General features: G+C 39.9%; 27 protein-coding genes. 14 read left to right on the top strand and 13 right to left on the bottom strand.

Annotated features, from left to right (window positions below; genetic code table 11):
• The first annotated feature begins 33 nt into the window (after positions 1-33).
• The 5 genes from GQR93_RS12230 to GQR93_RS12250 all read left to right on the top strand — a co-directional run bounded on the left by GQR93_RS12230 (position 34) and on the right by GQR93_RS12250 (position 5,095).
• Entirely contained in the window at positions 34-600 is a 567-nt protein-coding gene (locus GQR93_RS12230; RefSeq protein WP_004466362.1) for a hypothetical protein, read from the top strand.
• A gap of 149 nt (positions 601-749) precedes the next feature.
• Positions 750-1,223 carry a Fur family transcriptional regulator gene (locus GQR93_RS12235; protein ID WP_003635435.1) on the top strand — a complete coding sequence of 158 codons (474 nt, stop codon included), beginning with the start codon at positions 750-752 and terminating at the stop codon, positions 1,221-1,223.
• A 300-nt stretch (positions 1,224-1,523) separates the two neighbouring features.
• Positions 1,524-2,489: a peptidoglycan recognition protein family protein gene (locus GQR93_RS12240; protein WP_004466358.1), complete on the top strand. Its 966-nt coding sequence runs from the start codon at positions 1,524-1,526 to the stop codon at positions 2,487-2,489.
• A 453-nt stretch (positions 2,490-2,942) separates the two neighbouring features.
• On the top strand, positions 2,943-3,788 hold the full coding sequence (proB, locus tag GQR93_RS12245; RefSeq protein WP_004466357.1) for a glutamate 5-kinase: 846 nt from the start codon (positions 2,943-2,945) through the stop codon (positions 3,786-3,788).
• Between the two features lie 62 nt (positions 3,789-3,850).
• Positions 3,851-5,095 carry a glutamate-5-semialdehyde dehydrogenase gene (locus tag GQR93_RS12250; protein ID WP_004466355.1) on the top strand — a complete coding sequence of 415 codons (1,245 nt, stop codon included), beginning with the start codon at positions 3,851-3,853 and terminating at the stop codon, positions 5,093-5,095.
• A gap of 478 nt (positions 5,096-5,573) precedes the next feature.
• Here the strand turns inward: GQR93_RS12250 and GQR93_RS12255 are convergent, their stop codons facing one another.
• The 3 genes from GQR93_RS12255 to GQR93_RS12265 all read right to left on the bottom strand — a co-directional run bounded on the left by GQR93_RS12255 (position 5,574) and on the right by GQR93_RS12265 (position 8,115).
• A complete protein-coding gene (locus tag GQR93_RS12255) occupies positions 5,574-6,353 on the bottom strand; it encodes a YibE/F family protein (RefSeq protein WP_004466351.1) in 780 nt (259 codons plus the stop codon).
• Entirely contained in the window at positions 6,353-7,468 is a 1,116-nt protein-coding gene (locus tag GQR93_RS12260) for a YibE/F family protein (protein WP_003558963.1), read from the bottom strand. The genes GQR93_RS12255 and GQR93_RS12260 overlap by 1 nt, the downstream gene beginning before the upstream one ends.
• A 209-nt stretch (positions 7,469-7,677) precedes the next feature.
• Positions 7,678-8,115, bottom strand: coding sequence for a universal stress protein (locus GQR93_RS12265; RefSeq protein ID WP_003558961.1), 438 nt, complete (start codon positions 8,113-8,115; stop codon positions 7,678-7,680).
• Positions 8,116-8,232: 117 nt separating this feature from the next.
• Here GQR93_RS12265 and GQR93_RS12270 point away from each other — a divergent pair, with 117 nt between their 5' ends.
• Positions 8,233-9,042 (top strand): glucose 1-dehydrogenase, encoded by an 810-nt coding sequence (locus GQR93_RS12270; protein WP_004466350.1) that lies wholly within the window; start codon positions 8,233-8,235, stop codon positions 9,040-9,042.
• Between the two features lie 134 nt (positions 9,043-9,176).
• Here GQR93_RS12270 and GQR93_RS12275 read toward each other — a convergent pair whose 3' ends face one another.
• A complete protein-coding gene (locus tag GQR93_RS12275) occupies positions 9,177-9,617 on the bottom strand; it encodes a hypothetical protein (RefSeq protein WP_004466348.1) in 441 nt (146 codons plus the stop codon).
• Positions 9,618-9,887: 270 nt separating this feature from the next.
• Here GQR93_RS12275 and GQR93_RS12280 point away from each other — a divergent pair, with 270 nt between their 5' ends.
• Positions 9,888-10,958 carry a 2,3-butanediol dehydrogenase gene (locus GQR93_RS12280; RefSeq protein WP_004466347.1) on the top strand — a complete coding sequence of 357 codons (1,071 nt, stop codon included), beginning with the start codon at positions 9,888-9,890 and terminating at the stop codon, positions 10,956-10,958.
• A 158-nt stretch (positions 10,959-11,116) separates the two neighbouring features.
• On the opposite strand, the gene GQR93_RS12285 is transcribed toward GQR93_RS12280, so the two are convergent.
• From GQR93_RS12285 to GQR93_RS12295, 3 genes are all read right to left on the bottom strand, one after another.
• Positions 11,117-11,587, bottom strand: a complete 471-nt coding sequence (locus tag GQR93_RS12285; protein ID WP_004466345.1) for a GNAT family N-acetyltransferase — start codon at positions 11,585-11,587, stop codon at positions 11,117-11,119.
• A gap of 194 nt (positions 11,588-11,781) precedes the next feature.
• Positions 11,782-12,114 carry an AzlD domain-containing protein gene (locus tag GQR93_RS12290; protein ID WP_003558951.1) on the bottom strand — a complete coding sequence of 111 codons (333 nt, stop codon included), beginning with the start codon at positions 12,112-12,114 and terminating at the stop codon, positions 11,782-11,784.
• A complete protein-coding gene (locus tag GQR93_RS12295; RefSeq protein WP_004466342.1) occupies positions 12,101-12,808 on the bottom strand; it encodes an AzlC family ABC transporter permease in 708 nt (235 codons plus the stop codon). The genes GQR93_RS12290 and GQR93_RS12295 overlap by 14 nt, the downstream gene beginning before the upstream one ends.
• Positions 12,809-12,977: 169 nt before the next feature.
• Between GQR93_RS12295 and GQR93_RS12300 the strand changes: the two genes are divergently transcribed.
• Together GQR93_RS12300 and GQR93_RS12305 are read left to right on the top strand one after the other, a co-directional pair.
• Complete coding sequence (locus GQR93_RS12300; protein WP_187117481.1) at positions 12,978-13,544, top strand: helix-turn-helix domain-containing protein; 567 nt, start codon at positions 12,978-12,980, stop codon at positions 13,542-13,544.
• 133 nt (positions 13,545-13,677) lie between these two features.
• On the top strand, positions 13,678-13,932 hold the full coding sequence (locus tag GQR93_RS12305; RefSeq protein WP_004466338.1) for a hypothetical protein: 255 nt from the start codon (positions 13,678-13,680) through the stop codon (positions 13,930-13,932).
• A 99-nt stretch (positions 13,933-14,031) separates the two neighbouring features.
• Here GQR93_RS12305 and GQR93_RS12310 read toward each other — a convergent pair whose 3' ends face one another.
• From GQR93_RS12310 to GQR93_RS12325, 4 genes are all read right to left on the bottom strand, one after another.
• On the bottom strand, positions 14,032-14,766 hold the full coding sequence (locus GQR93_RS12310; RefSeq protein WP_004466337.1) for a sulfite exporter TauE/SafE family protein: 735 nt from the start codon (positions 14,764-14,766) through the stop codon (positions 14,032-14,034).
• A 196-nt stretch (positions 14,767-14,962) separates the two neighbouring features.
• Positions 14,963-15,196, bottom strand: coding sequence for a hypothetical protein (locus GQR93_RS12315; RefSeq protein WP_004466334.1), 234 nt, complete (start codon positions 15,194-15,196; stop codon positions 14,963-14,965).
• A gap of 78 nt (positions 15,197-15,274) precedes the next feature.
• Positions 15,275-16,600, bottom strand: a complete 1,326-nt coding sequence (locus GQR93_RS12320) for a replication-associated recombination protein A (RefSeq protein WP_004466333.1) — start codon at positions 16,598-16,600, stop codon at positions 15,275-15,277.
• 168 nt (positions 16,601-16,768) lie between these two features.
• On the bottom strand, positions 16,769-17,104 hold the full coding sequence (locus tag GQR93_RS12325) for a hypothetical protein (RefSeq protein WP_035444652.1): 336 nt from the start codon (positions 17,102-17,104) through the stop codon (positions 16,769-16,771).
• A 276-nt stretch (positions 17,105-17,380) separates the two neighbouring features.
• On the opposite strand from GQR93_RS12325, the gene GQR93_RS12330 reads away from it, so the two are divergent.
• Positions 17,381-17,605, top strand: a complete 225-nt coding sequence (locus GQR93_RS12330; RefSeq protein WP_223800322.1) for a hypothetical protein — start codon at positions 17,381-17,383, stop codon at positions 17,603-17,605.
• 278 nt (positions 17,606-17,883) lie between these two features.
• Here GQR93_RS12330 and GQR93_RS12335 read toward each other — a convergent pair whose 3' ends face one another.
• Positions 17,884-18,765 (bottom strand): polyphosphate kinase 2 family protein, encoded by an 882-nt coding sequence (locus GQR93_RS12335; protein ID WP_004466325.1) that lies wholly within the window; start codon positions 18,763-18,765, stop codon positions 17,884-17,886.
• Between the two features lie 506 nt (positions 18,766-19,271).
• Here GQR93_RS12335 and GQR93_RS12340 point away from each other — a divergent pair.
• A complete protein-coding gene (locus tag GQR93_RS12340) occupies positions 19,272-21,275 on the top strand; it encodes a M13 family metallopeptidase (RefSeq protein ID WP_004466321.1) in 2,004 nt (667 codons plus the stop codon).
• 263 nt (positions 21,276-21,538) lie between these two features.
• Here GQR93_RS12340 and GQR93_RS15315 read toward each other — a convergent pair whose 3' ends face one another.
• Entirely contained in the window at positions 21,539-21,709 is a 171-nt protein-coding gene (locus GQR93_RS15315) for a hypothetical protein (RefSeq protein WP_004466315.1), read from the bottom strand.
• Between the two features lie 215 nt (positions 21,710-21,924).
• On the opposite strand from GQR93_RS15315, the gene GQR93_RS15320 reads away from it, so the two are divergent.
• The 3 genes from GQR93_RS15320 to GQR93_RS12350 all read left to right on the top strand — a co-directional run bounded on the left by GQR93_RS15320 (position 21,925) and on the right by GQR93_RS12350 (position 23,648).
• A complete protein-coding gene (locus GQR93_RS15320) occupies positions 21,925-22,092 on the top strand; it encodes a hypothetical protein (protein ID WP_003558924.1) in 168 nt (55 codons plus the stop codon).
• Positions 22,093-22,265: 173 nt separating this feature from the next.
• Complete coding sequence (gene map, locus GQR93_RS12345; RefSeq protein ID WP_003558922.1) at positions 22,266-23,069, top strand: type I methionyl aminopeptidase; 804 nt, start codon at positions 22,266-22,268, stop codon at positions 23,067-23,069.
• Positions 23,070-23,147: 78 nt separating this feature from the next.
• Positions 23,148-23,648, top strand: a complete 501-nt coding sequence (locus GQR93_RS12350) for a phosphatidylglycerophosphatase A family protein (RefSeq protein ID WP_004466309.1) — start codon at positions 23,148-23,150, stop codon at positions 23,646-23,648.
• Positions 23,649-23,655 lie beyond the last annotated feature (7 nt).

The following is a 23,655-nucleotide window of genomic DNA, read 5'->3' on the forward strand; positions in this document are numbered from 1 at the left end:
GTTTTGCCTCCAGAATTTGTTTATGTCTACATTATGCCACAGATAGAAGTTAATCAAAATACATTATGTAAGCTTTTTCACGAAAGGATGCTCATTATGGATTCATTTGAAAAATTTCACCCGGTTTTAACAGCCCATTACACACTGGACTGGTTAACACAAACTCAAGTTAAACGCGTTGATGATCTTTTTAATCAACCAAACTTTACAACCGTTTCTGCAGAAAAACTACCAAATCAAATCTTCGATACGGTTAAAGGCATTAATCATGTCATGCAACGTGTGATGAACGCCACAGAACTAACTTGGGGAATTACCGATTCAAACGATGGCTCTTTTAAGGGAATAATAACGATTTCCGGATTCAATCGCGATGACAAAACCGGTATTATCGATTTTACATTCGTTAAAAATGAAGCCAGAGGATTAAGTGAAGTCATCAAACGCGTCGTAGAATTCGCAAAAGATCATTTTGATTTCACTAAATTAGAGGTAAACTTAAATGCTCCTGCTACCGTAATCTCAAGTATCCTCAAAGAAAACAGCTTTGAACCCCTTGACCGTCACCGTTTTGAATTAGACCTATCAACTGCCAACTAATAAAAAATCAGTAAAATAATGCTCAGTTTATTGATTTATTTGTTAATATAGTTTAGAATAATTCTAAAATAAGAATCAAAGTAGCACTGGGAACCGGTTAAAGTTCTAAAAACTTACCACCTTCCACTAGGTATTGGAGGAATCGCGTTATGGCTACCAACACACAACAATTGGATGTATCATTAAAACGACTTAAAAAGAAAGGGATTCGAATAACCCCCCAGCGTGAAATTATCTTGACCTACCTGATCGGCCATCATAATCATCCTTCCGTTGAAACGATTCGAGACGGCATTGACGAAAAGCTGCCTAATTTAAGTGTCGCTACCATCTACAACACACTCAAACTATTCGTTGATAATGGCTTGGTTATTGAGCTGCCTAATAAAGATGGCGGCCTTCGATATGATTTTTTCGGTGTGCCCCATTACCACGCAATTTGTGAAAACTGTGGTAAGATTTTTGATATTTTTGACGAATCATATCCTGATATCGTGGCACATGTTCAGAAAGTAGCCAGGGAAAAAGTTGGTTTTACCGTTACCGGTACACAATTAGAAGTAACTGGCATCTGCCCGAAATGTGAAAAAAAGCTCGCAACTAGAAAGCCATTATCAAAATAATATTACAATGGATAAAGTCTGATATAATAGGATTTAAACCGCTTTTTTATTATTTTGTCAACAACTCTTAATATGATTGACAATAAGTCGTCAAAAGCCCGTAATCATGCGTTAAATCACTGATTACGGGCTTTCTTGCTGCTTGAATCTACTACGCTAAATCGTTTATATTACTAAGCGTAATCAAGTAAGAATGTAAATATTTGATATATTTAAACCAGACTAAATTTAACTAAAAACCGAAACATCATCCAATCATTTAAAAGTAATCCGATCAAACTTCTGAAGGGAAAAATTATTTTGAAAAAAAGAAATTTAATCAAGGCAGTTTGTGCACTTTCATTTGCTGCCGTGGGGATTTTTTCATACGGCAACAGTGCCCATGCCGAAAGTGTCAACACATATATCGCAAACAACAATATTGACCACGCTGATGTAACATCATCTGTTTGGGGCGGGTTTCCGAAAAATGGTTACCGCCACGGTACTGGTAAGCCTGAAGGGGTTGTCGTCCATGAAACCGCAAACCCAAGTTCAACGATTTACAACGAAATTGCATACATGAAACGCAACTATCGGGCTGCCTTTGTTCACACATTTGTTGATGCCAGTCGAATCATCAACATCGCGAACACAGACTATCTGGCTTGGGGTGCCGGATATCCAGCAAACGCACGGTTTGTCCAGTTTGAACAGGTTCGCGTTCATAGTAAGTCAGCCTTTGCACATGAGATTGCAAACTCAGCTTACTACACGGCCTATATTCTGGATAAATATGGTTTAACGCCAAATGATGCCGCCTATGATGGTAAAGGAACCGTTTGGTCTCACAAAGGCATCTCCAAGTTTTTAGGAGGCACAGATCATACCGATCCAACTGCCTATTACTCATCAATGGGTAAAACCTATTTTGGTTCGAGTTATACATTTGCACAGTTTTATCAGCTTGTAAAAACAACGTACGACAACATTTCTGGCTCACACGAAAAGAAGGCATTTGATAAAGTTTCGTATCAGTCAGCCGATGACGAGGCGCTATTAGGAGATAAATATAAATCTTATAAGCTATATAACCATGTAAAAAATTCAAGGGCTAATATTAAGTCATATTCATGGTCATCAGTAGGTGCGACCATCGGTAAGAAAGTATATATCGATAATATCGGCACAAAATCATCCGGCAGTGCCTGGTATCGTATTCGCTTCTCAACTGATAACGGTGTTCAAAAATACTGGGTATACGGTAAGGCGTTGAACTTGGATTAAACGGACAAAAAGCCAAATCGGCTATTAGTTCAATAGGGGTCGAACTTTTCGTTCCGACCTCTTTTGCTTTAGCTAAAATTATTTGTTCTTATTTAGTTGCCTTAAAGCTGTTTTTATCATATCGGAACCAATTTTAAGAATCACAATTTGGCATCATTTATTCACTATTCAGCTTGTTCAGTTGACATTTGAACTTTAATTATATATGATGAGGCTACTTTGGAAGACCAAGTAGTGCGACTACAGAGAAAGCGTTGACTGCTGAAAAACGCTTAAGAGCACGAATCCTATCTTCTATTACGATTATGTCTTAATCAGACACGGATTTTCCCGTTATGAAATCAAAAAGTGTGAAGCCTTGCTTTGAATGAGAATGGTACCGCCCTAATTGGGTGTCTCAATTCAAAGTAAGGCTTTTTGTGTAAAATGAAAGAAGAAATTTAGGTGGCAAATATGAATAATCGAACTATTAATGCAAATCGAATCGTTGTTAAAGTAGGAACCAGTAGTCTCATCCACCCAAGCGGTGCCATTAATTTGGAAACTTTCGACCAATTAGCATACACACTCAGTGCGCTAAATAATCAGGGCAAGGAATTGATTCTAGTTTCGTCAGGTGCAATTGGTGTCGGCCTGAATAAAATGCACCTTAAAAAACGACCGACAGAGATCGGTGCCCAGCAGGCATTGGCAGCAATTGGTCAATCGGAACTCATGACTTTATTTACCCAAAGATTCAACCATTACTTAACAGACATTGCGCAAGTTCTGCTCACCCATGATATTTTTGATTATCCCAAAAGCAATAAATATGTCATGGATACATTCAATTGTCTTCTCAACGACAACGTCATTCCAATCGTTAATGAAAATGATACGGTTGCCACCGACGAATTGGATCACAAAACAACTTTTGGCGATAATGACCAACTTTCTGCAATCGTTGCCAGTCATGTCAACGCAGACTTACTGATTGTTTTATCAGATATTGACGGCTTTTACGATCAGAATCCTAAAAAGTATGTCAACGCCAATCTAATTTCCACCGTTAATCATATTAACGAAGAAACATTCACAGTCGCCGGTGGCTCCGGAAGCCGCTTTGGAACCGGTGGGATGCAAACAAAATTATTGGCAGCGAAACGAATGCTGGATGAGAACCGCCAAATGGTTTTGGCCAATGGCAAGGATCCCAGAGTTATTCTTGATATTCTCGCCGGTAAACAGATTGGAACCCTGTTCTCCAACGATTCAACAAGCAATCAGCATCGTGACTTGGCAAATCTCAATCAAAAATAAAAAGCCAAATAACATTTAGAAATCCCCACTACTTTAAAATCCAACCCTGGGAGGGCTTAATCATGAATGACACTTTAATTCAAATCGGTCAACAAGCAAAGAAGGCGGCTGTCAAAATGGGACAGCTTGATACGATCACTAAAAATCAAATTTTAGGTCAATTTGCAGAAAGTATTGTTGCTCACATTCCTGAAATTCTCACCGCTAATCAAAAAGATTTGGCAAACGCTACTGAAATGCCAACAAAATTTACTGATCGATTAAAATTAACCGACCAGCGTATTAAGGATATGGCAGAAGGCCTACGCCAAGTTGCCGCCCTATCGGATCCCATCGGAAATATTGACCGTGGCTGGACCAACGAAGCCGGCTTATTAATTGAACAAAAACGTGTCCCAATAGGTGTGATTGCGATGATTTTTGAGGCCCGCCCCAATGTCACAGTCGACGCATCTGCTCTGACATTCAAAAGTGGCAATGCCGTTATCCTGCGTGGAGGCAAAGAGGCGCTCAACAGCAATTTGGCACTGGCAGAAGTGATGCGTGAAGTCTTGAAACAAAACGGGTTGGATGAGAATATTATCCAGATTCTTCACGATACAAGTCACAAAACAGCTGATGATCTCATGCACCTGAATGACTATGTGGATGTTTTAATTCCTCGTGGTGGCGCCGGTTTAATTCAGACCGTTCTAAAGAATTCGACAGTACCGGTGATCGAAACCGGTGCCGGTAATTGCCATATTTATGTGGATCAATTTGCGGAAGAACAAATGGCGGTTGATATTGTTGTGAACGCTAAAGTGCAACGGCCTTCTGTCTGCAATGCCGCCGAAAAATTATTAATTCATCAAGACGTTGCCAAAAAGTTACTGCCTGCCATTGCAAAAGCGCTGGAAAAACACGGTGTTGAACTGCGTGGTGATCGGAGAAGTCAGGAGATTGTCGGGTCAATCAAGCCCGCAACTGAAACCGACTGGTCAACCGAATACAACGACCTGATTATGGCCATTAAAATTGTTGATAATGAGCAGGAAGCAATCGATCATATCAACCAGTACTCCACCGGACATTCAGAGGTTATCATCACAGATAATTACCAAAACAGCCAAACATTTTTAAACCAAATCGATTCAGCTTGTGTTTATGTTAATGCGTCAACTCGATTTACCGACGGCTTCCAATTCGGCTTCGGTGCAGAAATTGGCATCAGCACTCAAAAACTCCATGCACGTGGCCCAATGGGATTAAATGAACTCACGACCACTAAATACGTTATCCGAGGAAATGGCCAGATTAGAAAATAAGTGTGCGGATCAAAGTGGTTAGCACCCGGAATATAAGACGTCGATTTGGGAAATCATGGGGTTGGATTTTTCAAATCGATCTCTTATATGGAGTGGTGCTGCTTTGAGGAGCAGTCCTAAATAAGTGTGCGGAGCTAACCTGGGATAAACCGGAGTGTAAGCTGACGGGCAGTGAATTCCCGCTTTTGGAATTTGATGGCTGTTAGCTTACATGCAGGTTTATGGTTAGCGCAGCAGTCCTAAATAAGTGTGCGGAGCAAAGCGATTAGCGTTCGGAATGTAAGACGTTTATTTCGGGAATCCCGATTTTGGATTTTTGAAATAAATCTCTTACATGCAGAACACTGCTTTGAGAAGCAGTCCTAGTGTGCGGATCAAAGCGGATAGCACCCGGACTGTAAGACGTTCATTTCATAAATACCGATTCACATCAAAAAGCGTTCAAACGGCAATCATTATCCGTTTGAACGCTTTTAATTTATTTACCCGATTCACTTTTTTCTTTATCCTGTATTTTCTTTAGACGGTGGCTCATCATTAACGTCGTCCCCGGAATTGTGAGTACAACGCCAATTAATGAAATGATAATTGCGATGAGTTCAGCTGCAAAAACCTTGTCATTTATAATATCTCCAAACGAATAATTCAATCCATAGAACCAGATAAACAGCCCCATTGAGCTGCCAAAGAAACCAAAGAATAATGTATTTACCGCCGTTCCAATAATTTGCTTGCCGATCACGATACCATCTAAGAATAATTGACTGCTTGAAATCTTAGGATGCTGTATCGTAATTTCATCAAGACCGGATGCAATCGCAATTGACGCTTCTGCAATTGCCCCCAAAGAACTCAGGATAGCGGTTGAAATGGCCAATTTTGTAAAGCTGATTCCGACATACATTGATAAGCCCTCAAGTTCCTCGCTATCCTCAAGACCAAAACCGCCAACTCTCGCCCAATATTCAATCGGTATAATAATGACAATCAAAATAATTAGAATCATGACAGAAGCTTGAAAAGCGGTAGTTGATGCGTTATCACTTGCACTACTCCAAAAAATTGTGATCGACAGCAAAATAACACTCGCCACAATAGTGACCGCAATCGGTGGTAGGTGAAAGGCAATGAGTACAATGCTAAAGAAGAGAATGCCAAAATTAATGACCATGCTAAGAAAAGATGAAATTCCCTGCTTACCGCCAACGATGATCATTAGAATCAATAAAAGAGCTCCAAGTGCTGTTAACGACCCCATCAGCGTTCATCCCCTTTGATCAGTAGTCCGGCAAACAAACTGGATAAAATAACGGTTAGGACAATGCCGATTCCACTAATTAAGCTGGAAGTCATTCCTAATGACATATTCATTGAGAATGAGTATTTCCAAGTATTCCCGTTTTTAAGATACAGCAATGTCATCGGCAGCGTCTCAGCCATAAAAATGAAGAATAAGACGTTAATCAATGGCCCCATAATTGATTTACCAATCTGCCGACCGGAATTAAACACTTGTAGTTTACTGAGTTCTGGACGTTCCTGTTTGAGTGTCGCTAATGAAGCAACAATATCCGTTGCCTCATCCATCACCGCTCCCAATACACCGATCAAGACTTCCGCCAAAAATAATGGTTTGGGAAGTTGGGTAACGTACTGCATCGATTCATAGTACATCCCCTTCTCATGTGTGACGCCAAAGACAAGTAATGTCAGTAGAATCGTAATTGCTGTCGCGGAAATGACCGCAGATAAAGTAACCAACATTTTTCGATTCCAACCCATCACCAGAAATAACGTGATTATACAGAAGATAACGGCCAAAATACTAAAGATTGGAATCACTGCTGCACCATTGTTATGATGATCTATCTTGACAGCAAGCCAAAACAATATCGTATTGATCACAATACTGGAAATGACGGTAACACCTCTAAATTTTAAAATAATAAACAATAGGCTCACCGCTAATGCCAGCAAAAAGATAATCGGTGTGTCACGCTTTAAATCTTTAACGGTTGCGTGGAGCTTCGGGCTTGTATGTAAAACAATAAACAGTTTCTGGTTGGTTCGATATTGATGGTCCATTGCTCCGGAATTCGAATAAGCATTTTGGATTTTTAAATGCTTACCGGCATACTTTCCATTCGTAATATGTCCCGATAATAGTTGCTGATGATAGTAATCAACATTATGAAACTCATCGGACATCTTTGTTACCTTACCATTTGTCACCTTGGTGACCTGAAAAATCGGTTCAGAATACAAACTGTCGTCATGAGCAGTCAGAAAAACGGCCACTAGACAAAAAATAACAACGATTAAAACTTGTATCCAAGTCATCCTGCTCTTTAATTTAAAAGCCATGGTCCACATCTTTTCGCTAGAAATTTTAGGGCTATTGTAACATTAGTCATTTTGTTGTGGGAAACCGTGACGGAATATTAAGAAAAATACAAGAGTCATTCTAAAATTATAGCTCATCATAAGCATTCAACGGACGCATTTATGAACACTTTTATAAACTCAAAAAGCCGGGACAAGGCCTGACTTTGTCCCGACAGTAAAATTATTTCAATACAATATTAGTCTCTTGGATAATCAATAACCATCACATTAACTGTTGAATGACGGACAACGTAAGCAGTTGTTGACCCCAGAATTGCTCGTGAAATGCCGTTCACACCTGATTTACCCATTACAATCAAAGAAGCCCCGTATTTTGCAGGTAAGGCTTTAGAAATTTGAATCTTAGGAACCCCCACAACGAAATGGGTTTCAACTTTTGCGCCAAGCTTTTCCGCTTCGTCTCTGGCATCATCCAGAATTTCTTCAGCCCGTTCCTGAAATGATTGCATGACATCTTGCCCCAATGTTACCCCATATTGAACATAGCGTTGATCACTTGCTACGGAAACGATTTGTAACGTTGATCCGAATTTATTTGCCAATTTAGCTGCTTCGCTCACAGCCCGTTTAGAATTATCACTACCGTCAACAGGAACTAAAATTGTTTCATACATAAACAGCCACCTCCAATTTTCATTTTACAACTAAAGTTTACCATTTAATTATTGCAGCAACCTCTATTAAGTTCGTAGAAATCCAAATTATTGGAAACGCTCACAAAGTTATTTATAATGAATGTGATTTCACTCACCAATCTAAGGAGGAAAATGATGATGGATACTCAATTATTAATGAATAAAGTTGCGATTATCACTGGTGCCGGATCAGGAATGGGGGCCGCGATGGCCAAGCTGTTTGCTAAAGAGGGTGCAAAAGTAGTCGCTGCCGATTTGAATATTGATAACGCTAATAAAGTCATCAAGGATATTCAGTCAGATGGCTATGAAGCAGCCGCAATCAAAGTCAACGTTGCAGATCGCCAAGATATTTCGTCAATGTTTGCATTTGCCAAAGATCATTATGACCACGTAGACATCTTGGTCAATAACGCCGGTATTATGGACAACATGGCTGCAATTGGCGACTTGGAAGATGACGAATGGCACAAGGTTATGGCTGTCAACACAGATAGTGTGATGTATGGTATGCGGGAAGCAATCAGGGAATTTCTTCCAAAGCACACTGGTGTTATTTTAAACATTGCGTCCGTCGGTGGGACAAACGGCGCTCGTGCCGGTGCGGCATATACGGCATCCAAACATGCTGTTGTTGGTCTTACCAAGAATACAGCCTATATGTATGCAAACGAGGGTATTCGGGTTAATGCTATTGCACCGGGTGGCATTCAAACCAATATTGCCCAGACAATGGGAAATATAAATGAGTTCGGTATAAAACGCCAAATGACCGGGATGCAAACCTCACCCAAGCCCGGTAGTCCTGAAGAAATTGCTGACACAGCACTTTTCCTAGTTTCCGACAAGGCAGCCTATATCAATGGTGCTGTGTTACCCGTTGATGGCGGTTGGACAGCCTACTAAAGTCATCATTCAATTAAAAAATCTTTTTTATATCGTCTAAAAAGAGGTGGACAATTGCTTTTGTCCACCTCTTTTCTGTTTGTTATTGCACTAATTGTGCGGTTAAATTGAATTCTTTCGATCAGGTATCGAACTCACTCAATATTAAGATGTTTCACAATTTCTTTATTCTCTTGAAGTTCCTGTCGCCGCTTCTTTAATCGCTCCTGATAGTTTTTTACCAAATAAACCTCTTCGGCAGTTTCCGGTATTAACTTGGGAAACTGAACGTCTTCAAGTGGGTTGGTCACAATCAGCGTACAAAATGACATAAACGCCAGCTTGGTTTCTTTCGTTTGTTTATTATATGCTTCAAACTTGCTAAATACCTCAACTGCTTTTTTATCGGCACCGGTTACGTATGATGTGCACTTACTAATATCGCCAGGAGTTAAAGGTGCCAGAAATTGCGTATGGTCATAACCTGCCGTCACAAATGATAAATGACTCGGCAAAAATTTTACACCCGACAGGCCGGCATTGGCATCAAGGATCTCCAATGTTCGCCCACCAAATTGAATTTGATTGTTGTTCATGTCCCCAGGGAAAATATAGCTTTCGTGAATTGCAGCTGTTTGGGCACAGGTAATTGTTTCAACGATAATAAACGCCTCCGGTCAAATCGATTAGTTTCTTTATTAATATGATACCCTTTTCATTAGTGTGATGGCAACAATAACAGGTGATAAGGATCACTTTGTGAATTTAATATTACAAATACAAGCATTTTATTGTTAGCGCTTTCTCAAAGATGTAAAATGTATCTGTACAGAGAAAATAACATTTTCACTTAGGAGGCTCATATCATGAAAGCAGTACGTATTTATGGTGAAAAAGATATTCGTGTGGAAGATGTTGACATACCGGAACCAAAAGATGATCAGGTACAATTAAAGGTTAAGTATTGTGGTATTTGTGGTAGCGACTTACATGCATACCTTGAGGGTTGGGGCTTGCCAACTGTGCCGTACCCATTGACCGGCAAAACAGTACCAATTACACTTGGACATGAATTTTCCGGTGAGGTCGTAAAGGTCGGAAAAGATGTCGACGGACTACAAGTTGGTGACCATGTTGCTGTAGAGCCATTGCTTGCCTGTGGAAAATGTGAAAACTGTCGTGCAGGAAACTATAATTTCTGTAACCGAGCTGTTTCAACCGATGGCGCCGGTAACTTCTTAGGATTTTCAGAAGATGGTGGAATGGCACAATACGCAAACGTTCAAGGTGTCTTTGCTCACAAATTACCAGAAGACATGAGTTTTGAATTGGGCGCTTTGGCTGAACCAACAGCCGTTGTTTACGAAGCCGTCAAGAAGAGCCACTTGCGAGAAGGTCAAAGTGTCGCTGTTATGGGAGCAGGTCCAATTGGATTACTCCAGGCACTTTTAGCTAAAATTGCCGGTGCAAACAAAGTTTATATCGTTGATGTTTCCAAGGTCCGTTTGGAAAAAGCAAAGGAGCTCGGACTGAAACATGCACTTGACCCTACTCAGGTTGATGTCGAAAAAGAAATCAAAAAAGATTTTCCAAACGGTGTTGATATTACATTTGAGTGTGCCGGTGTTCAAGCCACCTTTGATACTGCATTGAAGGTCACAAAACGAACCGGTACCTTACAAGTAGTTGCACTTTATGGGAAACCACTTACAATGAATATGACAGATGATTTAATTATGCAAGGCCTCGATATCATTACGACGCTTTGCTACAACAATTCATTCCCTAATGTTTTAGGAATTATTGACAATCATAAAGATTTGTTCAAGAAGATCGTTACAAAGAAAGTCAGCTTGGATGATGCATTGGATCAAGGAATTAAAGCCTTGGCAACTGATAAATCACAAGTTAAGATTTTGATTGATCCGGCATTATAATCCGGCTTTCCCTGAACAATTGTAGAAATACAGAACCTCACCCTTCCTCTAAGCCCACTTCCTGGTTCTGCTTTGGTGGAAGGGCAACAGATAATTATTCCCTTATGAAAAAATTCACCGACAGCTACTTTGTCGGTGGATTTTTTTCAATAGTGACGTTATTCTTTTGATAACTTCTTCTCCATGTTAATATCGGTTACTTCAAATCCACTTTCCCGATAAACATGAATTGCCCGCTTATTACTGCCAAACACATGCAACGCCATATTCTTAAACCCGATTTTTAAAGCCTCATTACCGGCCAATTTTAAAGCCTGTTTGCCAAATCCCTGATCCTGATACTGCTTCAATATTTGAAGATCGTAAATAAACGCTGTTTCCGGGTTATCCGTACTTTTAGCAATCCAAATAACACCAACTTTGGTTTCGTTATGGTCGATCCTATAAAAATAATTGTCCGGTGTTGCTATACCATTGGGCAGTAAACGCTGATATTCTTCACTTGCCCGCTGAAAGGCCAGTTGTTCGGTCCAAGTCCCCGCCTTAATTTTTTCTCCGGCATAGTCGGTTACTGCTGTCGACAAATAAGTATCGTAATCTTTTTGGGACATAGCATTTAATGTAATCATAGAATCCCTCCAAATCAATTTAATTTCCAATAAAGATATTATAACAGTCAAAATGCGTCAATGGCCTGTCAGCTTTCAGATGATAAACCGAAACCAGGCTATCCACGCATTTTTTACGTCTTTTAAGCAATGACACTTTTAATACAATCGATAAAATAGCTCGTTAAATAACGTTTGGTTAATACCGTTTCTACTTACATCCCCAAAAAGATTCTTAAAAATCCCAGTGAAATAACGCCGACTACCACGGTGACCAGCAAATTTTTTGAAATAACGGCACTCAAAACCGTCGGTAAAGAAGCTAGTAAATTAGGGATATTCAGCGATGGCAGCTGTCCCAAATGTTGTATAAATAAATTTTCAAACCACAAAGCTGACATGATCGCAATTGGAACAAAGCTCAAAAATTCAACAACACCCGCGGATAACTTGAATTTTTTTAAAATAACAAACGGCATAATTCTGGATAGCCAGGTTGCTATTCCGGATCCTAAAATTGTCAAAAAAACAAAACTAGAAGAAGGCATGCTTCATCACCACCCCAAACGCACAAGCTAATAATGTTACAACCAGCGTTAACAGATTTGCCGGAATAAAAATAATGCCGATAAAAGTTGCGACTAAAACAAAACCGACCACTAGCAGCTGTAATTTGAATTTGATCGATTTATCACTAATCAGCTGCAAGTAAAGAAGTCCTATAAACATCGAAACCAGGGCAAAATCCAAGCCGAATTTTTCAGGGTTACTGATAAAGTTTCCCAACAAAGCGCCTACCAGAGACGCAGCTGCCCACGCCAAATAAGCAAACCAGTTGACCGTATTGAACCAGGCAAAATTCAGTTTTCTGTTAGTATAGTTCAGTTTATTCATTCCCAGGGCAAAGCTTTCATCGGTGACCAGCCCACCTAAAATGATGTTCTTTAACAGGCTTTCCTTTTGAAAATAAGGTGCCAAGGTTGTACTCATCAAAATCATTCTTGAATTAACCAAAAATGCCGATAAAATAATCGACAACATTGGACTATGTGTGACAAGCATACTGACGATGATAAATTGCGACGCACCACCATATGTAATCAAAGACATTAACGTGATCATCAGCGGACTGATTCCCGAGGCTTTCCCCACAATGCCATATGCCAAGCCAATTCCTATGTATCCAAATACAGTCGGCAGCGTTTCTTTGGCCGCACTTGAAACCGTTAACTCATTATTCACGCAACATTTCCCCCATTCCTTAATTATTGTTGAACGAGAAGACCGGATTAGTTGACTTCTATCCCAGCTATTGTTTAAAATAAAAGACGAAAGTATAATATATTAAACATTAATGGAATTTTAATTCATTTTTCATCTTATGTCAACACTGGCTGGGGGCTTTTTTACCATGGATATCGGCGCAATTGTCAGCACAAATCTAAGAAAAATCCGACTTGAAAAGGGATTCAGTTTAACTAAATTATCAGAACTCTCCGGTGTTAGTAAAGGGATGCTCTCACAAATCGAGAATAACGGGACCAGTCCCACCATCAACACAATCTGGAAGATTTGTGCCGGATTAAACGTTCCTTACACCGCATTGTTAGAAGGACGTGTTGAAACGACCAAAATTATCAAAAAGTCTGCAATCAATGAACAAAAATCTGCAGATGGTCACTATCGTATTTATTGTTATTATCCCGATTCTCCCCATCATAATTTTGAGCTTTTTCAAATGGAATTGGATAAAGATGCCAGTTATACCTCGGTAGGCCACTCCAAGGTCAGTCGGGAAGGCCGTTCGGAAGAATATATTATGGTTCTATCCGGCCAATTGACACTGGTCGTTGGCGGTGATCAGTTAATCCTAAACGAAAATGACGCAACCCGCTTTGACCCAACCGGTAAACACATCTACCAAAACTCCGGAAATCAAATTTTGAAAGCAACTATCATCAATTTTTATCCGGTTTGAAAAAAGTTTCATCAAATTTGAAAATGGGCTTGCACTCTTTCAGATTTTGAAATACAATAATGTTCCCTGAAGCGCTTGACTGACTTCAGAGGACATTGTTTCTTCAACCAATTCTTGAAACGGAGGCATTTTTATGACTCAACAAAGTATGGTGACCCTTCATCCTTTTGTACTGAAAGTAAGAGGCAAGAAAGTATTGTTCGCACCTAATTATCCGGAAGATGCCCGTAGACGCTTTGTTAAACTTAAGAAGCGTGCGGATAAAGATCCATTTGATACGGATGCTGAATTTGATTTGGCAATTGAAGACAAATTAAGGATCGATGCATTGAACAGTTACTATGAAGACCTCGACGAGAAAGAAGCTTTCCGCGCCAAGGCAGGTTGATTTAAATCGACAAATTTAGCTAATAGACTCATTCAAAAAGTGAGGGACTGGACAAGCCATATTTTGTCCAGTCCCTTTTAATGTCCCACTCTTTTGTCACTAGGACTTAATAAACAACATCATTCCAAATACGATCAATAGACCATATACATATTTGATCATTAACGCATTGTCAATGTGGTCAGTCAACCAATTACCGAATGGAATCACCAAAAACAGAAGTGGTGTAACGATTGCCAGTAATTCAAATACTTCCATGCTCCAAAACCCGGCAATTGCTTGACTGGCAACTACTAAAATACCAACGCACAAAAAATGGGCTTGAAGAATGCCACGAAGTTCCATAACCGGCCACTTTTTTAAAGTCCCGTACACAACAATCGGGACACCATGACTGTTATAAGCACTGCCCATGACACCGGAAATCACCCCGGCTACATAATCAAAGAACAATGACTGAAACCTCGGCTTATTTGTCTTTTGCCGATAAATTCGAATCAAGCAATAACTGCCGTAAACCATCAAGAAAACGCTTAGGATCCGCATAATAATGGTTTTATCAACGTATTTAATGAGAAAAATACCAACCGGAACACCTAATATTGATCCAATAACCAATCTTCGAACAATTGCAACATTTATATGTACGCGATATCGAATTGCCCCAGGTAATGCAACAATCAACCCTAAGGCACCGATCAAAGCAACCGATGTATTTAAATCAAAGGAAATCAGGGCCAATAACGGCATCGTCACTAAAGCTTCACCAAATCCAAATACAGTGCGCACCAAGGCGCCAAATAATGCAATTAAAACTACCAAGAATAAAATCATATCGTTTTCTCCAAATCAATTTATCTTTAGCCATTATTGTCAGTATACAGGAAACAACTACCAAGCAAGCTGTTTTCAGCTAAATAGTGGCAGTAGTCAAAAAAGATCAGAGCAAAATGACTTTGGCCCCAATCTCTTCAAAATATTATTTTTAATGGTTATTTTCAAAAAGCAGATTTATAACATTCTCTGCCTACTAAACATTTGCTTTTTTGTCTTTAAAATCCTGCCAAGCTTTTAACCCGGCATCTGTTAACCCATTAACAGAGCCACCATCACTTTTAATGAGACCTGCATCAATAAGCGGACGCGGATTACCACCGATTGCGTTATCGCAATAATCAACAAAGTGACTAATCAGTGTACCGGATTCAACTCTTCCGGATTTAATGGCGTTTAAAATATCAAAATCAGTTTGTGACAGTTCCATGATTCAATAGCCCCTTTCTTTTTCGAGTTTCATTATAAACGAAACAGGCCAAGTCGGCATCATAAACGTCTTGATTCATCACTTTCTGTGATTGGCTTCCCAATCCTTGATTTGAGCTAATCGGCGCTTAAATCGGCCTTCATTGCCCTGTTCTGTCGGTTCATAGTAGATATGGCCTACCAGTGAGTCCGGCATTGTCTGCATCGTTGTTAATTTGGCTTTAGACTCATGGGCATACTGATATCCCTTACCATAGCCGAGATCGGACATTAGTGATGTCGGTGCGTTTCTCAATTGCAATGGAACTGGTTCATTGACAGAATGCTTCACATCTTCGGCGGCCTTCAATTTTGCCTTATAAACCGCATTTGATTTCGGTGCCAATGACAAATAAATCACAGCTTCTGTTAAATGAACATCGCATTCCGGCATCCCGATAAACTGACAGGCCTGAAAGACATTAACGGCAACGTTTAATGCATTTGTATCCGCTAAACCGATATCTTCACTGGCAAATCTAACCAAACGTCTGGCAATGTATAAAGGATCCTCGCCACCGTTCATCATTCGCGATAACCAGTAAACAGCGGCATCAGCATCACTATTTCGCATTGACTTGTGGAGTGCAGAAATCAAATTGTAGTGTTCCTCACCACTTTTGTCATACAGAAACGATTTAGTTGCCATCAGCTGATGAAGATTATCGGTAGAAACCCTAATACGGTCACCGGACTTCTCGCTATTATTCACGGCCATTTCCAATGTGTTCAAAGCAATTCGGGCATCTCCGTTGGCAAACTCGGCAATTTGTCTGATCGCTTCCCCATCGATTTCTACATGCTGCTTGGCAAAACCATCCGGATGAACCAACGCATGCTTAATAAGTTGGATAATGTCAGTTACTTGAAGCGGTTGAAGGACAAACACCTTACAGCGTGACAATAAAGCGGCATTGATTTCAAATGACGGATTTTCGGTTGTCGCCCCGATTAACGTAATACTGCCTTTTTCAACAAACGGTAAAAAAGCATCCTGCTGGGCCTTATTAAACCGGTGAATTTCGTCAACGAAGACGATTGTTTTACCACCCATGTCCCGATTGGCTTCAGCGTCTTTCATTAACTTTCGAATATCGCGAATGCCACTGGTGACCGCGCTAAACGTGACAAACTTTGCTTTAGTTTTTTTGGCAATGATTTCCGCCAATGTTGTTTTCCCGGAACCGGGTGGCCCCCAAAAAATCATTGACGGCAATTGATCACTCTCAATGATTTCTCGAAGGACCTTCCCTTTCCCAAGCAAGTGTTGCTGGCCGGCAAAGTCTGCTAGAGTCTGTGGTCGGACCCGGTAGGCAAGTGGTTGGGTAGCAAGATCGTTCGCTGCAAATAATGATTGCTGTTTCACAGTGACACCTCCAATACGACAAAACTAATGATTCACGTTTCATTATATCACTTTTTAGCGAACGTTCGTTCATAAATAGCTACTTGCAGAGATGTAAAAAAAGCCCCCACGTTAACGTGACGACTTTTATGAAAAAATTATTTTATAAAAGATAATCCAGTTTCAAAATTAGGCGATCAAATCAGCTGCCATGTGGAATGCATTGGCAAGTGAAACGCCTTTGCTTGCAAACCGTTTGTTAAGCAATAATTGCCGAAAGTCCTCAATGGTAACGTGTTCGGTATCCTTAATCGGCATCCCTTGGCCACTATATGATCCGGTTGTTAGGGTCACAACCAACCCATCCCGGCTGTCCAAATGAATGTCGTAATCCTCAAAATAGTACGAGTCATCATAGTGACCCTTCATTTCTTTGTGACTTGAAAAATAATCCTTGATAAAGTCTTGAAAGGCTTCCTTTGACGTCAATGATTTCTTCCATTGCTCTTCGGTTTCCTTAGCCATAAAAAGACTCCCTTTCTTTTCTCTTTCTCTTACAATCAAAGAACCGTGACCTTCGATATGTAAATGAATCTCTCTTCTCATCTACTAATTTTCATTGTAATCAGGTTATGGTCAATTGCAAGTGAAAAAGTCAATAAAAACGTTACCAGTATGCTTTTTCTGAAGTTTTTAACGTTTGGATAAAAGTAAGCGTTTTTACCCGTAAAACATTAACAATGAGTTATAATAAAGGTGGACCGGGGTAATGGCATTCAGCCTTTAAGGGGGATGAACATCATGAAATTCAACCATAATTTTTACAAGGAACCTGTCTTCTGGGGAGCTTTATTCTTCCTTGCCATGTTTATCACAATGCTCATTGACAAAATCACAGGCATGTACACCGTTAACTGGTGGTTGGCTTTATTAACGGTTATCTTGGCAACCGGTGGCATGCTTTACGGGTTTTTAAAAGGGATTTATCATCATCATGATGATATGAAAAACGGCAAAATGTTGTAATTACTGAATTGATAATAGACTAGTAAACAATATAGAAGAGGCTTTTCAGCCTCTTTTTCTCGTTCCGTTAGTGAACTGAAACGTGGCCCGAAAAATGGCTCCGGCCATATATCAACTATGCTAAAGAACAGCATACTTGGTCAAGACTGTCACCAAGCCGAAACGTGCTCCGCCAACCATAAGTCTGCATGTAAAGGGGCTTGCATCGAATTCCAAATTCAGGAATTCAATGCAAGCCCCTTTACACTCCGACTTATCCCGGGTTGGCTCCGCACTCTCTAATTCTTTTCCAACTCATCCAACGCGCTTTCCAACTGTTCCTTACTTGCCGCATCCAAATCCGGGTACTTCAGTGGTAATTCTTTCATTCTGTGATCAATAATGTCCGAAACACATAAACGCGAATACCATTTATCATCAGACGGGATAACATACCATGGATTCTGCTTTGTAGCCGTCTTCTTCAAAGCGGTTTCGTACGCGTCTACATAGTCATCCCAATATTGGCGTTCCTTAATGTCGGCAGCTGAGAATTTCCAGTTGTGATCCGGCATCTCAATGCGTCTTCTAAAACGATTTTTTTGTTCGTCTTTTGACATATGAAGGAAGAATTTTAAGACCATGAAGCCATTGCGGGTCATATAGTCTTCCAAGAAATTAATATCCTGGTATCGACCCTCAAAGAAATCATCATCAACCTGCTTTAATTTTGTCACACCGCCAATATGAGCATTCAAAATCAATTGTGGGTGAACTTTGCTGACCAAAACATCTTCATAATAAGAACGGTTAAAGATACCAATAATGCCACGTGACGGCATATGACGATGAACCCGCCACAAATAGTCATGGTTCAACTCAATCGAAGTCGGCACCTTAAAGCTGGTGACTTCACATCCCTGCGGATTAACCCCGCTTAAAATATGGCGAATCATACTATCCTTACCAGAACCATCCATTCCTTGAAAAATAATTAAAATACCAAACCGGTTTTGCGCGTAAAGTTTCCCCTGCAGATCCTGCAGCGTCAGGATATTGCTGTCAATTCGAGCCTTAATATCCGTTTTACTCAAATTTTCGTCGATTGCAGCGGTTGGCTTCTTGCTTAATTTAAAATTACTGCCACCGTTATAGCGAAATGATTTTTCACGATCAAACATTTTCTTATTGTCCAAAACCTAATCCCTCCTCTTACTATCGATTTAAAGATAGCACAACGAAAAGATATCCGTACAAATGTTGCCTAAATACTTGAACTTTTAGCTAAACGCATGATCACCTCAATAAAAAAGGTGATCAGGAAAATCAACATATAAATTCCGCAAATAAAATCAACAATATATACGTATGGATTTTTAAGAAGCCACTCTAATGGCCAACAGATAAGGGCAATTGTAGTAACTATGCCAGCGTATCGCATCAGGAACTGAAACCATTTTGAAAATTGTTTTATATTCGGCTTTTTTACTAACACTGTTGTGTCCTCCCTTCGTTAAAACTTAAAACAACATATTTAGCTTGTCAATATCAACCGCCATCAAGCATTAGCTGACTGATTAGTAGCCCGGCCTACACAAAATTGTTAATACACTATTAATTCTTCACGAATTAATTTTTCCCTAACAATCGCTTTGAAAACCTATTCTAATGACATATACTTATTTCAATGAACATTAGACAGGGAGGAATCAGTTTGAAAAAATTAATTGTTAAAGCAACCGAGGCTGAGGGCGGAGACGCTAATCAGCCTACTAATGATTCTATCGACAAGTCATTATTAAAAGATGACCTCTATCAGGCCGTTAACGGCAGATGGGAAAAGACAGCCAAGATTCCTGCCGACCATTCTTCGACGGGTGGTTTTATGGATTTAAACGATAACATCGATAAAGAATTGATGCATGATTTGGATGATCTCAAGGCCAAAAATAAAGACAGCTTTGAAGCACCTTTCTCAGAAATGTTAAAATTATACGAATTGGCCCAAAACTTTAAAAAACGGGACGCAGACGGTGCTGATCCGTTAAAACCTTATTTGGAAAAAATCGAAAATATTTCAAATTTTGCTGATTTAAACGGTCAGCTTGCGGACTGGGTTAAAACCGGATTCCCACTTCCGTTTGGTTTTTTTGTTGAACCGGACATGAAAAACACGCAGGTCAACGCGCTGTTTGCAAACAGTCCCAGCCTATTTCTACCGGACAGAACTTATTACGAAAACAATAACCCTGCCTACAATCAACTCATGCCTGTTTTGACTAAAACACTGAGTCAATTACTCGTATTGGCTGACTATAGTAGTAATGAGGCGGACGAGATTGTGGAGTCGGCTAAGAAGTTTGATGCTGCTATTGCTCCCCATGTTAAGTCCGCGGAAGAATCTGCCGACTATAGCAAGATGTATAATCCGCAAAAGTTCTCAGAGTTTGCTAAATCAAGCAGTCATTTTGATCTGACCAAATTGGCAGACGGGCTGTTTGGAAAAACACCCGAGCAAATTATTGTCACTGAACCTAAATATTTTGAAGCACTCGATGAGATTGTTAATGAAGACAGCTTTCAAGACATGAAGAATTGGATGTTGGTTGGCACGATCTATTCTGCAACAGGCTACCTTTCAGAGGAATTTCGACAAACAGGATCCACATTTAGTCGGGCACTTTCCGGTAAAAAAGAAGCAACGCCTCAAAAGAAGTCGGCTTTCTATCTGGCAACCGGTACTTTTGGCCAAACAATCGGCGACTACTACGCAAAGAAATATTTTGGACCAAAAGCAAAAGCTGATGTCGAACACATGGTGCGCAACATGATCAGTGTTTATAAAAACCGCCTTCAAAATAATACTTGGTTGGGCGAAGACACCAGAAAGAAAGCCATTGTTAAATTAAACAAGCTTGGCCTTCATGTTGGATATCCGGATCATATTGACCAACTCGAATATAAATACAAAATCACACCGGAAAATGAAGGTGGCAATCTGTTCAATAACATGACCCGGATTGGTCAGGTTGCTTTGGCTGATAATTATGCCAAACTTGGTCAACCCGTTGACCGAACCAAATGGGAAATGAGTGCCAGCACGGTTAACGCTTACTATGACCCATTCAAAAACCTGATTGTCTTTCCTGCGGCTATTCTGCAAGCACCATTCTATAGCTTGGACCAGACTTCAAGTCAAAACTATGGCGGTATCGGTGCCGTTATGGCCCACGAAATTTCACACGCCTTTGACAATAACGGCTCCTTATTCGATGAGATGGGGAACCTGAACAACTGGTGGACCAAGGAAGATCATGAGTACTTCACTAAACTGGCTGATAAAATGATTAAGGAATTTGATGGCATTCCTTTTGCCGGAGGTAAGGTCAATGGTAAATTAACTGTTTCGGAAAACATTGCCGATGCAGGTGGGCTCAGTTGTGCCAACGAAGCCGCAAAGAACGAACAAGATTATAATCTTTATGACTTCTTTATTAATTGGGCAAAGGTATGGCGAATGAAGGCCACAACCCAATATAAACAGTTGTTACTAAACATCGATGTTCACGCTCCAGCCGAATTACGGGCAAATGTTCAAGTCAAAAACCTGGATGACTTTTACTCAACATTCGAAGTAAAATCGGGAGACGGCATGTATCTCAAGCCGGAAGATCGCGTAAAAATTTGGTAGACTTTCTTTAAAAAAATGATATTATTTTCAACATAACCCAAAAGCAGCAGAGAAGCCCCGACATTATCCGTCTTGGTTTCTCTGCTGTTTAATTTGACCAATAAAATATATATCCGATTAGCATTATCAGGACTTCTAACCGGCAGCTAATAAGTATTTCGAACCCGCTTGACGAGTTTTTAAAATAATCGCATAAGCAAATCAAGCAACTATTCAGTCCTAAAACAGTTGGTTCATCCGCTTATAAATGTGACACACGGCCGCTACTGCTTTCTCTTAATATATGATTCAACCAAGCCGTATAAGGCCTCCAAAAACATCCCGATTACCATCATATACATGACCACCATGCTTTGACCAGTGTATAATAAGATTCCCATTACTAAGTAAAATAAAACAAAGAACCATTTTAACCAAATATTATCAACCATCATGAACCCACCTCCTTACTATTCAAGAATAGTTCTAACACAAGCCTATTTCAAATGTGACTTTTAGAAAAGTATGCTATGATGAAGTTGTTCATCATTTAACATGATTTTTAAATATCGTTCATTTAATTTTCTAATAGGGACATGAGATCATATTCATGTACACTTTCTATAAATGATATATAATATAAATAAAGAGAACCTGTGAGGTGATCATCATGAAATTAACAGAATATCTTCATGATCAATTAAAATTCTTAAATGATCAAATGAGTTCAGCAAAAAAAGATAAAGACGAAACCATGCAGTACTTGGTTGATTCTAAAATTACAGAAGTTAAATTGATTCTGGAAGCACTGCAAAAGGGAATCATCGATGAAGCATAGTCACGAGGTTGAGGCGAAACGAACGTTTTGTTGACAACCTCATTTTGTTTGGTCTATTATTAGCCTCACGATTCTAATCAACTCATTTCGGTTGCAGAAATGCCACTCATTGTGGTTTAATCGACTATAGTATGAATTTATTCAGTAAATAATTCTTAAGGAGCAAAACGAATTTGATTACATTAAAATCACCACGTGAAATTGAAAAAATGGCTGAATCCGGAAAAGTCTTAGCTGGTGTTCATTTGGGTTTAAGAAATATGATTAAGCCCGGATTGGACACATGGGACATTGAAGAGTTTGCTCGTAAATATATCAAAGATCACAATGCCTATCCTTCAGAAATGGGCTTTGAAGGCTACAAATTTGCGACCTGCGTCTCTGTTAACGATGAAGTAGCCCATGGTATCCCACGTAAGGGCCTTATCCTTAAAGACGGTGATATCGTCAAGGTTGATTTAACTGTTAATAAAGACGGCTTTGAAAGTGATTCCTGCTGGTCATACGCTGTTGGCGACGTTTCGCCGGAAATTAAAAATCTAATGGACGTTACCCGAAAGGCATTGTATTTGGGAATTGATCAGGCGGTTATCGGCAATCGTCTCGGTGATATTGGTGGCGCTATTCAAACCTACGTCGAAGATGAACATCACATGGGCGACGTCCGTGAGCTGATCGGCCATGGTATTCAACCAAAAATGCATGAAGAACCAAACGTTCCTGCATATGGTGTTCCTCACAGAGGTCTTCGTTTAAAGGAAGGCATGACCATTACCATTGAACCAATGGTTAACACTGGTACATGGGAAATTAAAGATCGTTATGACAAAGCAGATGATTGGACATACTACGTTTCTGCAGATGGTACCCCATCGGCTCAATACGAACACACTTTGGCAATTACCAAAGATGGTCCAAAAATCCTGACAATCCAAGATCCGGATATTGATGAAAAGTATATTTACCATAACAATTAGTTTTTTTGAATGACGAAAAGCCGGGTGCAAAATTTTATATTTTGTCCCGGTTTTTCTATAACTTGGAGGCTGATATTAATGAATAATAAAAGTTTTAAATTCCCGGACACAAAAGCATATAACTTTGTCATTGAGGCGCTAAAGGAACGTGGCGTTACCCCTGATGATATCTCAAGGATTGCAATTAACCTTCAAAAACCATTTATCCCAAACCTGTCCATGGAAGAAGTTCGAAAAGACACAACCAACGTCCTGCACAAACGGGAAGTGTTAAACAACGCTATGGTCGGCCTGGAATTAGATCGTTTAGCAACCGCGGGGCTCATTAAAGAACCACTCGAAAGCATCATTATGAATGACTCCGGTGTCTTCGGTGTGGATGAAGGCATTGCCCTTAACATTGCCAACATTTACGGTACAATCGGAATCACCAATTACGGCTACATCGATAGAGATAAAACCGGCGTCGTCAAAAAATTGGACGAGTCAAAAAGCGGCGCGTCCAATACATTTATTGACGATATAGTAGGTGCGATAGCAAGCGCGGTCTCGGCAAGAATTGCGCATAGAAATAACTAGTGTGTGG

The sequence above is a fragment of the Lentilactobacillus hilgardii genome (assembly GCF_009832765.1).
Lineage (GTDB): Bacteria > Bacillota > Bacilli > Lactobacillales > Lactobacillaceae > Lentilactobacillus > Lentilactobacillus hilgardii.

What these genes read in the sequence shown, in the direction of transcription:
- GQR93_RS12230 (WP_004466362.1), top strand. Translation starts at nt 34, where the DNA reads ATGCCACAGATAGAAGTTAATCAAAATACATTATGTAAGCTTTTTCAC.
- GQR93_RS12235 (WP_003635435.1), top strand. Translation starts at nt 750, where the DNA reads ATGGCTACCAACACACAACAATTGGATGTATCATTAAAACGACTTAAA.
- proB (WP_004466357.1), top strand. Translation starts at nt 2,943, where the DNA reads ATGAATAATCGAACTATTAATGCAAATCGAATCGTTGTTAAAGTAGGA.
- GQR93_RS12250 (WP_004466355.1), top strand. Translation starts at nt 3,851, where the DNA reads ATGAATGACACTTTAATTCAAATCGGTCAACAAGCAAAGAAGGCGGCT.
- GQR93_RS12255 (WP_004466351.1), bottom strand. Translation starts at nt 6,353, where the DNA reads ATGGGGTCGTTAACAGCACTTGGAGCTCTTTTATTGATTCTAATGATC.
- GQR93_RS12260 (WP_003558963.1), bottom strand. Translation starts at nt 7,468, where the DNA reads ATGTGGACCATGGCTTTTAAATTAAAGAGCAGGATGACTTGGATACAA.
- GQR93_RS12265 (WP_003558961.1), bottom strand. Translation starts at nt 8,115, where the DNA reads ATGTATGAAACAATTTTAGTTCCTGTTGACGGTAGTGATAATTCTAAA.
- GQR93_RS12270 (WP_004466350.1), top strand. Translation starts at nt 8,233, where the DNA reads ATGAATGTGATTTCACTCACCAATCTAAGGAGGAAAATGATGATGGAT.
- GQR93_RS12275 (WP_004466348.1), bottom strand. Translation starts at nt 9,617, where the DNA reads ATGAACAACAATCAAATTCAATTTGGTGGGCGAACATTGGAGATCCTT.
- GQR93_RS12280 (WP_004466347.1), top strand. Translation starts at nt 9,888, where the DNA reads ATGAAAGCAGTACGTATTTATGGTGAAAAAGATATTCGTGTGGAAGAT.
- GQR93_RS12285 (WP_004466345.1), bottom strand. Translation starts at nt 11,587, where the DNA reads ATGATTACATTAAATGCTATGTCCCAAAAAGATTACGATACTTATTTG.
- GQR93_RS12290 (WP_003558951.1), bottom strand. Translation starts at nt 12,114, where the DNA reads ATGCCTTCTTCTAGTTTTGTTTTTTTGACAATTTTAGGATCCGGAATA.
- GQR93_RS12300 (WP_187117481.1), top strand. Translation starts at nt 12,978, where the DNA reads ATGGATATCGGCGCAATTGTCAGCACAAATCTAAGAAAAATCCGACTT.
- GQR93_RS12305 (WP_004466338.1), top strand. Translation starts at nt 13,678, where the DNA reads ATGACTCAACAAAGTATGGTGACCCTTCATCCTTTTGTACTGAAAGTA.
- GQR93_RS12310 (WP_004466337.1), bottom strand. Translation starts at nt 14,766, where the DNA reads ATGATTTTATTCTTGGTAGTTTTAATTGCATTATTTGGCGCCTTGGTG.
- GQR93_RS12315 (WP_004466334.1), bottom strand. Translation starts at nt 15,196, where the DNA reads ATGGAACTGTCACAAACTGATTTTGATATTTTAAACGCCATTAAATCC.
- GQR93_RS12325 (WP_035444652.1), bottom strand. Translation starts at nt 17,104, where the DNA reads ATGGCTAAGGAAACCGAAGAGCAATGGAAGAAATCATTGACGTCAAAG.
- GQR93_RS12330 (WP_223800322.1), top strand. Translation starts at nt 17,381, where the DNA reads ATGAAATTCAACCATAATTTTTACAAGGAACCTGTCTTCTGGGGAGCT.
- GQR93_RS12335 (WP_004466325.1), bottom strand. Translation starts at nt 18,765, where the DNA reads ATGTTTGATCGTGAAAAATCATTTCGCTATAACGGTGGCAGTAATTTT.
- GQR93_RS12340 (WP_004466321.1), top strand. Translation starts at nt 19,272, where the DNA reads ATGAACATTAGACAGGGAGGAATCAGTTTGAAAAAATTAATTGTTAAA.
- GQR93_RS15315 (WP_004466315.1), bottom strand. Translation starts at nt 21,709, where the DNA reads ATGATGGTTGATAATATTTGGTTAAAATGGTTCTTTGTTTTATTTTAC.
- GQR93_RS15320 (WP_003558924.1), top strand. Translation starts at nt 21,925, where the DNA reads ATGAAATTAACAGAATATCTTCATGATCAATTAAAATTCTTAAATGAT.
- GQR93_RS12350 (WP_004466309.1), top strand. Translation starts at nt 23,148, where the DNA reads ATGAATAATAAAAGTTTTAAATTCCCGGACACAAAAGCATATAACTTT.